We start from the raw sequence: 10,020 nt of genomic DNA, 5'->3' as shown, positions 1-10,020 counted from the left end.
TTGTGCAGCCCCGCACCGGCCCTGCCGCCCGGCGGCATGCCGCTGCCGCCGGCACCGCCGCCCGTGGTGGCCGCAGCGCCCCCGGCCCGACCCGTGACACCGCCCGGCCCGCCGCCGCGCGCCACGGCCAGCCGCACCGACCGCATCATCATCGTCGCGCTCGACCCCGGCCACGGCGGTGAAGACCCCGGCGCCATCGGCCCGAACGGCACGCGCGAGAAAGACATCGTGCTGCAGGTGGCGCACCGCCTGCGCGAGCGCATCAACGCAGCCAGCGTCAACGGCAGCCCGATGCGCGCCTTTCTCACGCGCGACGCCGACTTCTTCGTGCCGCTGGGCGTGCGCGTGCAGAAGGCGCGGCGCGTGCAGGCCGACCTGTTCGTGAGCATCCATGCCGACGCCTTCACCACGCCCGCCGCGCGCGGCGCCAGCGTGTTCGCGCTGAGCCAGAGCGGCGCCTCCAGCAGCGCCGCGCGCTGGCTGGCCAACAAGGAGAACGACGCCGACAAGGTCGGCGGCGTGAACGTGGGCAACCACGAGGCCCAGGTGCAGCGCGCGCTGCTCGACATGAGCACCACCGCGCAGATCAACGACAGCCTGAAGCTCGGCGGCGCGATGCTCGGCGAGATCAAGGGCATCGGTGCGCGGCTGCACAAGGCACAGGTCGAGCAGGCCGGCTTCGCGGTGCTGAAGGCGCCCGACATCCCGAGCGTGCTGGTCGAAACGGCCTTCATCAGCAACCCCGAGGAAGAAGCCAACCTGCGCCGCGCCGACTACCAGGAGAACCTGGCCGACGCGCTGATGCGCGGCATCCAGCGCTACTTCGCACAGAACCCGCCGCTCGCGCGCAGCCGGCAGCTCTGATCTAGAGGCCCGCCACGCGGGCGACCCACGCGGCCGCATAGAGGCCGACGCCGAAGACCGCGTGCGTCACCACGCTCTGGAACCGCGCCATCGCCGGGCGCGGCGTGCGGCGCGCGGCAAAGCCCGCGCCCATCGCAGGCTGCATCACGAAGAACGGCACGAGCACGGTGCCGATGCCGACGATCAACGCAGGCACCAGCGTCGGCTGGCGAGCCCACCCAAGCCCCCAACCGGCCAAGAGCACGGCCGCGAACGCGATGCCGAGCAGGTAGTGCGCGGTCCAGCCGATGGCGCCCTCGCCCGCCACGCGCGGCGACTTGCCGATGGGGTCGTGAAAGAAGCGCCCGCGCGTCAGGTGCACAAGCCAGCGACCCACGAGCGCGTAGTCCAGCGAGGGAATGCCGAACAGGCGCTGGCGCAGCACGGCCCACAGGTCCATCACCACCGTCGCGCCGACGCCGATCCACAGCGTGCGCAACGCGCATTCGACGGCCTCAGACATGGCCGCGCTCCTGCCCCGGCGCGCGCGCCGCGATCATCCAGCAGGCCGCGACAAAGCGCACGTCGTCGCCCTGCACATAGGGCGCAAAGGCCGCATGCAGCGTCTCGACGACCTGCGCGCGCGTCGCGTCATCCACCTCCTGCAGGACCAGCCCGACCGGCCCGAGCCGCGTGAAGTAGTCGGCCAGCGCCGTCGCGGGGAACGCGCATTCGACCTCGAAGGGCTGGATGTCGACCTCGCCCCATCCGCTCGCCGCGAGGATGCCCGCGACCCGCGCGCGGTCGGCGAACGCGAACTGGCCCGGTGCGTTCGGCTGGCGCGGCGGCAGGCCGGGCAGCAGCGGTGCGGCGGCGCGCTCGGCCGTGGTCATGAACGGGTTGTCGGCCCCGCCGCGCCAGGCGATGCAGCGCAGGGCCGCGCCGTCGGTCGCCGCACGCCGCAGGTTCGCGAAGGCCCGCACCGGGTCGTCGAAGAACATCACGCCCAGGCGCGAGATGACCGTGTCGAACGCGGCCGGCTCGAAGGCATGGCCCTGCACGTCGGCGCAGACGAAGCGAGCCGACGGGAGCACCTCGCGTGCAGCGCGGGCCTTCGCCGCCTCGATCATCGGCGCAGAGATGTCAACGCCGAGGCACTGCCCTGTCGGGCCGAGCTGCCGCGCCACGGCGAGCGTCGTGCGGCCGGTGCCGCAACCCACGTCGAGCACGCGGCGGGCGCCCACGGCGCGCACCGCGTCGCTCAGCCGCGCTTCGAGCGGCTGGAACATCGCGTCGAGCACGGCCTGCGTCCGGACCCAGGCGCTGCCGGCGTGGCCGTTCCACAAGGCGGCCTGTTCGGCATTGGCGGGAGATGTGTCGTCCATGATCGTTTTCCTTCAGATGCCTTCAAGCGGCGAGAGCTAGACTGTGCCAATTCAAGTCGACTTGAAGTCAAGAGGGGGCCGGCACATGGACATTTCGGAAGTCGCGCAACGCGCCGGCGTTCCCGCCTCGACGCTGCGCTTCTATGAAGAAAAAGGGCTGATCGCCTCGACCGGCCGGCACGGCCTGCGCCGCGTGTTCGCGCCCGAGGTGCTGGAGCGGCTGGCGCTCATCGCGCTGGGGCGCGCCGCCGGTTTCTCGCTGGAGGAAATCGGCCACATGTTCTCGCCCGAAGGCAAACCGCGCATCGACCGGCAGGTGCTCGCGGACAAGGCTCAGGACCTGGACCGCACGATCCGCCAGCTCACGGCGATGCGCGACGGCCTGCGGCATGCGGCGGTCTGCCCCGCGCCCAGCCACATGGAGTGCCCCACCTTCCGCCGCATCCTGCGGGCGGCGTCGTCGGGTGCGCTGGAAGCCCCGAAGAAGAAGGCCCCGAAGCCGCGCACCCCGTAGCCACACGTGCTTTCAGGCGTTGCGTCCGGCAACACGCGCCCTGTCCCACGCCAAGCGGCCCACCCCTGCGCACAGGCAAGCGCGGCAGGCTCCTACACCGCGAAATGCATACTTTTGACCATGATGAGCCATCACTCTCGAAAGGTGGACCTCATGTTGAAGACACGTCTCTGGATCGCCGCTGCAGCTGCCACTTCGGTCATGACGCTGGCAGGTTGTGCGAGCGGTCCGAACCAGAACCTCGGCACCGGCATTGGCGCACTCGGCGGCGCGGCGGTGGGCCATGCGATCGGCGGCAACACGGGCAGCACGCTCGGCGGCGCGGCCATCGGCGGCATCATCGGCAACCAGGTGGGCCGCAACGTCGACGAGCGCAACTACTACAACCAGCAACGCTACCCGCGCGGCAGTGGCTACTACCCGGACAACGGGCCGCGCTACTGATTGATCCTTCCAACCCTCAACGAAAAAACGCGCCCTCCGGCGCGTTTTTTTCTGGGGTGGGCCGAGCGCGGCTCAGGCCTGCGAGGCCGCCGCCCGCGCCTTCTCGGCCTTCGAGGCGCGCCACGCGCCGAAGATGGCCAGCAGGCCGGGCACGAAGATCAGTGCCCAGATGATCTTGTCCAGGTGCTGGCGCACGAACGGCAGGTTGCCGAAGAAGTAGCCCGCGGTGGCAATGCCCAGCACCCAGATGAGCGCACCGCCCACGTTGTAGGCCGTGAACTTCGCGCGGTTCATCTCGGCCACGCCGGCCACGAAGGGCGCGAAGGTGCGGATGAAGGGCATGAAACGCGCGAGCACGATGGTGATGCCACCGTAGCGCTCGTAGAAGCTGTGGGCCTGGTCGAAGGCCTTGCGGTTGAAGAAGCGCGAGTTCTCCCACTGGAACACCTTGGGCCCGAAGTAGCGCCCGATCGAGTAGTTGCACTGGTCGCCGAGGATGGCCGCCGCGATCAGGATGCCGCAGGCCAGCGGAAAGCTCATGAGCCCCACGCCGCACAGCGCGCCGACGATGAAGAGCAGCGAGTCGCCCGGCAGGAACGGCATGACCACCGCGCCGGTCTCGACGAACACGATCAGGAACAGCAGCGCATAGACCCAGGGGCCATAGGCGACCACGAAGGCCTCAAGGTGTTTGTCGACGTGAAGGATGAAGTCGACGAGAAAGCTGATGATTTCCATGGGCGCGGATTATCCTTGTTGGCATGCCGCACCTTTTCCGAATCACCCCATGATCCAGATCCGCGAAGCCCTCGATACCGACTGGCCCGCCCTCTGGGCCGTCCTCGAACCGACGTTCCGCCGCGGCGACACCTACACCTACCCGCCCGATGTGACGGAAGAACAGGCCCGCCATTCGTGGATGAAGGTGCCCACCCTGACCTTCGTGGCCTGCAACGACGAAGGCGCCGTGCTCGGCACCTATGTGATCCGCCCCAACCAGCCCGGCCAGGGCGCGCACGTGAGCAACTGCGGGTATGTGGTGTCCGAGGCGGCGCGCGGCCTGGGCGTGGCCTCGGCGCTGTGCGAACACTCGCAGCAGCAGGCCCTGCGCATGGGCTTCCTGGCGATGCAGTTCAACTTCGTCGTCTCGACCAACGAGCGCGCGGTGCGGCTGTGGCAGCACATGGGCTTCGCCATCGTCGGCACCTTGCCGGGCGCATTCAGGCATCCGCAGCTGGGCTTCGTGGACGCCTTCGTCATGTACAAGCAGCTGCAGCCTTTCCCCGGCGCGGCATGAAGAAGATCGAGCCCCGGCTCCTGCAGGCCTTCGTGGCCGTGGCCCGCGAGGGCTCGGTGTCGCGCGGCGCGCAGCGCCTGTTCCTCACGCAGCCGGCCGTGAGCCTGCAGCTCAAGGAACTGGGCGCGCTGGTCGAGCTGGAGCTGTTCCAGCGCACGCCCACCGGCCTGCTGCTCACGCGCGACGGCGCGGCGCTGCTCAACCATGCGGAGCATGCGCTCGAGAGCCTGAACGATTTCGCGGTGGCCGCCGAGCGGCTCAAGGGCGGCGTGCGCGGCTCGCTGCGCATCGGCACCATCCTCGACCCCGACTTCACGCGGCTCAGCCCCTTCCTCACCGAACTGGTGGCGCTGGCGCCCGAGCTCGAGACCGAGCTGCACCAGGGCACGAGCGGCGACGTGCTGGCGCGCCTGCTCAACAAGGAACTGGACATCGGCTTCTACCTCGGCGACCCCGAGGCCACCGACCTGCCGCAGGCCAGCGCCGCCTCACGGCGCCACGACGGCGAACTGTTCCATTCGCAGGTGCTGGCGCGCTTCAACTACCAGGTGATCGGCCCGAGCGGCTGGGCGCCGCAGGTGCTGGGCCGCGACTGGCCCGAGCTGGCGTACCTGCCGTGGGTGCTGGCACCGGCGACCTCCTCGCATTCGCGGCTGCTGGCGCCGGTGCTGCAGGCCCACAAGCTGGTGCTGAAGAAGGCCGCGCAGGCCGACCAGGAGATGTCGATGCTGGCGCTGGTGCGCGCCGGCGTGGGCATTTCGCTGGCGCGCGATGCGCTGGCGCTGCAGGCCAGCCAGCGCGATGGCCTGGTCATTGCCGACCGCGTGAGCATCGGCTGCGACCTGCGCTTTGTCTGCCTGGCCGGCGCGCTCAAGCGGCCGGAGGTGGACTGCGCGTGGCAGGCCCTGTCGCGCGTCTGGCGACAGGCCTTCTGAACGGCTAGGCGCGCGCCCGGCCGTCGAGCACGGCCGCCGGCGCCGCCGCAGCCCCACTCTTCTTCGCCACGCGCCAGCCCTTGGGCATGAGCGCCAGCATCAGCGCGGCCAGCAGCGCCGCGCTGCCCAGCGTGTACAGCCCCGCGGCCGAGCCGCCATGGTTCTGCTCCACGTAGGTCCGCAGGTTGGGCGCCACGAAGCCGCCCAGGTTGCCGATGGAGTTGACCAGCGCGATGCCCGTGGCAATGCCCAGGCCCGACAGCCGCTCCGACAGGAAGGCATAGAAGATCGGCGTGCCCGACAGGTAGGTCGACGCACCGATGGACAGCGCCGCGATCGCGAAGATCGGCGAGCCGTGCGCCGACAGGCACACGCACACACCGAAGATCGTGTAGAGCGTGGCCACGGTGACGCGGCGACGGTCGTGGTGACGGTCGGACCAGCGCGTGACGAAGTACACGACGAACAGCGCCAGCAGCCACGGGATGCTGGTGACGAAGCCGACCAGCAGGCCGATCTTCTGGCCCAGGATCTGCCCCACCTGGGTCGGGAGATAGAAGATGAGGCCGTAGGCGGCGATCTGCACGATGAAGAAGTTCAGCGCGAAGAACATGACCCGCGGATTGCACAGCGTCTGCCACACGGTCTGCGGGCTGTCGGCCGACTTCTCTGCCGCTTCCTGGTCGAGCACGGCCTGCAGCGCGTTCTGCTGCGCGGTCGTGAGCCAGGGCGCGTTGTGCGGCCGGTCGACGATGACGAAGAAGGCCACGATGCCCACCACCACGGCCATCAGGCCCTCGATGAGGAACATCCATTCCCAGCCCTTGAGGCCGGCGATGCCGTTCATGTCGAGCAGCGCGCCGGAGATCGGCCCGCCGATGACGAGCGCGCCCGCAAAGCCGAACAGCAGGATGCCGTTGGCCTGCGCACGCACCTTGGCGGGAAACCAGTAGGTCAGCGTGAGCAGCACGCCGGGGTAGAAGCCCGCCTCCGCGATGCCGAGCAGGAAGCGCAGCACGTAGAAGGAGGTCTCGGTGGTGGCGAACATCATGGCCGAGGCCACGAGCCCCCAGGTGACCATGATCCGGCACAGCCAGATGCGCGGGCCGACGCGCGACAAAATCACGTTGCTCGGCACTTCGAAGATCGCGTAGCTCACGAAGAAGATGCCGGCGCCGAGCGCGAAGGCGCTGTTGCTCAGGCCGGTGTCGATCTGCAGCGCCTGCTTGGCGAAGCCGACGTTCACGCGATCAAGGATCGACATGATGTACATGACGATCAGCATGGGCAGCAGGCGCCAGCGCGCCTTGTGGATGGCGCCTGTGACCAGCTCGCCGTAGGGACTCGTGGTTGTCATTGTTGTTGTCTCCTGAATAGGTATGTCTGTCTGAAAGCCGTGGAGGCTAGCCGCGTGCGACCGCGCCGTGGACCGGGTTCGTCACCGAACCCAGCCCGTCGATCTCGACCGAGACCACGTCGCCGCGCTTCAGGAAGCGTGGCGGCTTCAGGCCCAGGCCGACGCCGGCTGGCGTGCCGGTGAGGATCAGGTCGCCGGGCTCCAGCGTGATGGCGCGCGAGAGGTACGCGATGAGGAACGCGACCGAGAAGATCATTTCGCTGGTGTTGGACGACTGCACGGCCTCGCCGTTGACGAGGCAGCGGATGCCCAGCGATTGCACGTCGGCCACTTCGTCGCGCGTGACGACGGTGGGCGCGAGCGGGCAGAAGCCGTCGAGCGACTTGCCGCGCACCCATTGGGCCTCGCCCAGTTGCACGTCGCGCGCGCTCACGTCGTTGGCAGCCACGTAGCCGAACACATGCGAGAGCGCTTCGGCCTCGCTCACGCCCTGTGCACGCTTACCGATGACGACGCCGAGTTCGGCTTCCCAGTCGACCTTCTCGGTGAAGCCTTCGGGCCAGGTGATCGCATCGCCATCAGCGGCCAGCGTGTTGCTGAACTTCGCGAACACGACGGGCTTCTCGGGGATGGCCAGGCCGGTCTCGATGCAGTGGTCGCGGTAGTTGGCGCCGATGCAGATGATGTTTCTCGGTGCGAACGGCAGCGTGGGCTTGACGTCGGCGAGGGGGATTGGCTGGCCTGCATCGCGCCAGGGCTTGCCTTCGACGATGTCCTGCATGTGGGCCGCATCGACGGGCTGCAGTGCGCCGTCCTTGATGTAGCCCACGCGGGGGCCTTGGGGCGTTTGAACGCTCATCCACTTCATGTCTGACTCCTTCTTCTGATTTAAAAAATTCTGGGTGCGGGTTCATTCAGGGCGTGTGCTCAGGCCACCGGGTACTTCCCTCCGCGAATGTCCCCCGGGGCTTCGCCCCTCCTCCTTGATTTCGCTGCGGGAAGCACCCAGTGTCCTGAGCACGATGGGCGCGGTCGTTGTGCGGGCCGATCCACACGTGCTCTGAACACGCTCACGTCGATGGGGTGCCTTGCGCAGCGAAACCAAGGGGGAGGGGCGGAAGCCCGCAGGCCGGGGGACATTCGCGGAGCAAGGCTCCCCGTCGGCGGGAGCGTCGCCCTGAACAAAAGTCCTCAGTGATTCCGGCGAGGAATCCCCGCCGTCTGCGCCACGCGCTGGTACTTGGTCGCCGGTTTCAGCACCATGCCTTCGGACAGCGTGTCCACCATCGCGCGCTGGATCTCCTGCCACGGCGTCTGGCTCGCGGGAATCGGGTAGCCGCCCTTCGCCTCGAGCTCGCGGGCGCGCGCCTGCAACACCTCGTCGTCGACGAGCATGTTGACGGTGCGTTCCTTCAAATCCACGCGCACCTTGTCGCCGGTCTGCAGCAGCGCCAGGCCCGCGCCTGCGGCGGCTTCGGGCGAGGCGTTGAGGATCGACGGCGAGCCCGAGGTGCCCGACTGCCGGCCGTCGCCGATGCAGGGCAAGGCCGACACGCCGCTCTTGAGCAGGTGCGAGGGCGCGCGCATGTTGACCACCTCCGACGAGCCCGGGTGCCCGATGGGGCCGACGCCGCGCATGAACAGGATGCAGCTCGCGTCGATGTCCAGCGACGGGTCTTCGATGCGGGCTTCGAAATCTTCCGGGCCGTCGAACACGATGGCGCGGCCCACGAAGGCGTCGAGGTCGCCGGCCTGGCTCAGGTAGCGCGCGCGGAACTCGTCGGAGATCACGCTGGTCTTCATGATCGCGCTGTCGAAGAGGTTGCCCGACATCACGAGGAAGCCGGCGTTCTCGCGCAGCGGCTGGTCGAAGGGGCGGATCACGTCGGCGTCTTTCACGGGCGCGTCGGCGCAATTGACGGCCAGGGTGTGGCCGTTGACGGTGCGCGCGTCGGTGCGGATCAGGCCGTGGCGGTGCAGCTCGGCGACCACGGCGGGCACGCCGCCCGCGCGGTAGAACTCCTCGCCGAGGTACTTGCCGGCGGGCTGCATGTCGAGCAGCAGCGGCACCTCGAGGCCGACCGTTTCCCAGTCCTGGATGTTGAGTTCGACGCCCGCGTGCTTGGCGATGGCGATGAGGTGGATCGGCGCGTTGGTCGAGCCGCCGATGGCCGAGTTGACGACGATCGCGTTCTCGAAGGCCGAGCGCGTGAGGATGTCCGAGGGCTTGAGGTCTTCGCGCACCATGTCGACGATGCGCCGGCCGGTTTCGTAGGCCATCTGGCCGCGCTCGCGGTACGGCGCGGGAATGGCCGCGCAACCGGGCAGGCTCATGCCCAGGGCTTCGGCCAGGGCGTTCATGGTCGACGCCGTGCCCATCACGTTGCAGTGGCCGGCCGAGGGCACGGTGGAGCCCACGAGGTCGATGTAGCCGGGGAAGTCGATGCTGCCCTTGGCGAACAGCTCGCGCGCCTTGAACAACGTGGTGCCGGTGCCGGTGCGCTGGCCTTCGTGCCAGCCGTTGAGCATCGGGCCGCCCGACAGCACGATGGCGGGGATGTTGGCGGTGGCCGCGGCCATCAGCGCGGCGGGCGTGGTCTTGTCGCAGCCGGTGGTCAGCACCACGCCGTCGATCGGGTAGCCGGTGAGGATCTCGACGAGCCCCAGGTAGGCCAGGTTGCGGTCGAGCGCGGCCGTGGGGCGGCGGCCGTTCTCCTGGATCGGGTGCATCGGGAATTCCATCGCGATGCCGCCCATCTCGCGGATGCCTTCGCGCACGCGCAGCGACAGCTCGCGGTGGTGGCGGTTGCAGGGCGTGAGGTCGGAGCCGCTTTGCGCGATGCCGATGATCGGCTTGCCCGATTGCAGCTCTTCGCGGGTGAGGCCGTAGTTCAGGAACCAGGCCAGGTGCAGGACCGAGAGTTCGCTGTGTTCGGGGTTGTTGAACCAGGCGGCGGAGCGCAGGGGGCGGGGTGTCGTCATGGCGTCGGCTTTCAGGGTGGTCGGCGAACGCGCGCGGCGGCCCCCTGCGCGGCATGGCGGCGGGCCATGGCGGTGTATTGGGTGTCTCCGGTGCGTTCTTGTTGTGCGAATACGTTGGCGAGAGGGAGCTTAGGTTTTCGCCTTCGCCAAAGCCAATGAGATCGGTTGAGGATCGGTATAAGCGCGCCAAATACACCCCGATACCCCGCCAACCGCCCGACATGCGCCCCGCTTTTAGAATGTTTCCGGTGAGTGCCCTACCC

General features: G+C 68.8%; 11 protein-coding genes. 5 read left to right on the top strand and 6 right to left on the bottom strand.

Features of this window, described 5'->3' with window-relative positions:
* Positions 1-864: N-acetylmuramoyl-L-alanine amidase family protein (locus AC3WQR_RS31035; protein ID WP_492745858.1), on the top strand; the 864-nt coding region annotated here is incomplete at its 5' end.
* Position 865: 1 nt separating this feature from the next.
* On the opposite strand, the gene AC3WQR_RS31030 is transcribed toward AC3WQR_RS31035, so the two are convergent.
* Both AC3WQR_RS31030 and AC3WQR_RS31025 read right to left on the bottom strand, forming a co-directional pair.
* Complete coding sequence (locus tag AC3WQR_RS31030; protein WP_447745668.1) at positions 866-1,366, bottom strand: DUF2938 domain-containing protein; 501 nt, start codon at positions 1,364-1,366, stop codon at positions 866-868.
* A complete protein-coding gene (locus AC3WQR_RS31025; RefSeq protein ID WP_447745671.1) occupies positions 1,359-2,228 on the bottom strand; it encodes a class I SAM-dependent methyltransferase in 870 nt (289 codons plus the stop codon). Before AC3WQR_RS31025 ends, AC3WQR_RS31030 begins: the two co-directional genes overlap by 8 nt.
* A gap of 85 nt (positions 2,229-2,313) precedes the next feature.
* On the opposite strand from AC3WQR_RS31025, the gene AC3WQR_RS31020 reads away from it, so the two are divergent.
* The gene (locus tag AC3WQR_RS31020; RefSeq protein WP_159276157.1) at positions 2,314-2,742 is read left to right on the top strand and encodes a helix-turn-helix domain-containing protein; all 429 of its coding nucleotides are present in this window, start codon (positions 2,314-2,316) and stop codon (positions 2,740-2,742) included.
* Between the two features lie 153 nt (positions 2,743-2,895).
* On the top strand, positions 2,896-3,186 hold the full coding sequence (locus AC3WQR_RS31015) for a YMGG-like glycine zipper-containing protein (RefSeq protein WP_223301444.1): 291 nt from the start codon (positions 2,896-2,898) through the stop codon (positions 3,184-3,186).
* A 72-nt stretch (positions 3,187-3,258) separates the two neighbouring features.
* Here the strand turns inward: AC3WQR_RS31015 and AC3WQR_RS31010 are convergent, their stop codons facing one another.
* Complete coding sequence (locus tag AC3WQR_RS31010) at positions 3,259-3,924, bottom strand: DedA family protein (RefSeq protein WP_062478522.1); 666 nt, start codon at positions 3,922-3,924, stop codon at positions 3,259-3,261.
* Between the two features lie 49 nt (positions 3,925-3,973).
* On the opposite strand from AC3WQR_RS31010, the gene AC3WQR_RS31005 reads away from it, so the two are divergent.
* Together AC3WQR_RS31005 and AC3WQR_RS31000 are read left to right on the top strand one after the other, a co-directional pair.
* On the top strand, positions 3,974-4,483 hold the full coding sequence (locus AC3WQR_RS31005; protein WP_447745675.1) for a GNAT family N-acetyltransferase: 510 nt from the start codon (positions 3,974-3,976) through the stop codon (positions 4,481-4,483).
* Complete coding sequence (locus tag AC3WQR_RS31000) at positions 4,480-5,418, top strand: LysR family transcriptional regulator (RefSeq protein WP_159271150.1); 939 nt, start codon at positions 4,480-4,482, stop codon at positions 5,416-5,418. The genes AC3WQR_RS31005 and AC3WQR_RS31000 overlap by 4 nt, the downstream gene beginning before the upstream one ends.
* A gap of 4 nt (positions 5,419-5,422) precedes the next feature.
* Here the strand turns inward: AC3WQR_RS31000 and AC3WQR_RS30995 are convergent, their stop codons facing one another.
* The 3 genes from AC3WQR_RS30995 to AC3WQR_RS30985 all read right to left on the bottom strand — a co-directional run bounded on the left by AC3WQR_RS30995 (position 5,423) and on the right by AC3WQR_RS30985 (position 9,757).
* The gene (locus AC3WQR_RS30995; protein WP_447745679.1) at positions 5,423-6,775 is read right to left on the bottom strand and encodes an MFS transporter; all 1,353 of its coding nucleotides are present in this window, start codon (positions 6,773-6,775) and stop codon (positions 5,423-5,425) included.
* 46 nt (positions 6,776-6,821) lie between these two features.
* Positions 6,822-7,643, bottom strand: coding sequence for a fumarylacetoacetate hydrolase family protein (locus AC3WQR_RS30990; protein WP_447745682.1), 822 nt, complete (start codon positions 7,641-7,643; stop codon positions 6,822-6,824).
* Positions 7,644-7,966: 323 nt separating this feature from the next.
* Positions 7,967-9,757, bottom strand: coding sequence for an IlvD/Edd family dehydratase (locus AC3WQR_RS30985; RefSeq protein ID WP_447745685.1), 1,791 nt, complete (start codon positions 9,755-9,757; stop codon positions 7,967-7,969).
* Positions 9,758-10,020: the final 263 nt, after the last annotated feature.

The organism is Variovorax sp. FW305-3-2-15-B-LB1 (genome assembly GCF_058787635.1).
The sequence above is the reverse complement of the archived record's forward strand: the minus strand, read 5'-3'. Positions and strand labels throughout refer to the sequence as shown.

Excerpts from the sequence above, each read along its gene's own strand:
- AC3WQR_RS31020 (WP_159276157.1), top strand. The coding sequence starts at position 2,314 with ATGGACATTTCGGAAGTCGCGCAACGCGCCGGCGTTCCCGCCTCGACG.
- AC3WQR_RS31000 (WP_159271150.1), top strand. The coding sequence starts at position 4,480 with ATGAAGAAGATCGAGCCCCGGCTCCTGCAGGCCTTCGTGGCCGTGGCC.
- AC3WQR_RS31015 (WP_223301444.1), top strand. The coding sequence starts at position 2,896 with ATGTTGAAGACACGTCTCTGGATCGCCGCTGCAGCTGCCACTTCGGTC.
- AC3WQR_RS31010 (WP_062478522.1), bottom strand. The coding sequence starts at position 3,924 with ATGGAAATCATCAGCTTTCTCGTCGACTTCATCCTTCACGTCGACAAA.
- AC3WQR_RS31005 (WP_447745675.1), top strand. The coding sequence starts at position 3,974 with ATGATCCAGATCCGCGAAGCCCTCGATACCGACTGGCCCGCCCTCTGG.
- AC3WQR_RS30985 (WP_447745685.1), bottom strand. The coding sequence starts at position 9,757 with ATGACGACACCCCGCCCCCTGCGCTCCGCCGCCTGGTTCAACAACCCC.
- AC3WQR_RS31025 (WP_447745671.1), bottom strand. The coding sequence starts at position 2,228 with ATGGACGACACATCTCCCGCCAATGCCGAACAGGCCGCCTTGTGGAAC.
- AC3WQR_RS30990 (WP_447745682.1), bottom strand. The coding sequence starts at position 7,643 with ATGAAGTGGATGAGCGTTCAAACGCCCCAAGGCCCCCGCGTGGGCTAC.
- AC3WQR_RS30995 (WP_447745679.1), bottom strand. The coding sequence starts at position 6,775 with ATGACAACCACGAGTCCCTACGGCGAGCTGGTCACAGGCGCCATCCAC.
- AC3WQR_RS31030 (WP_447745668.1), bottom strand. The coding sequence starts at position 1,366 with ATGTCTGAGGCCGTCGAATGCGCGTTGCGCACGCTGTGGATCGGCGTC.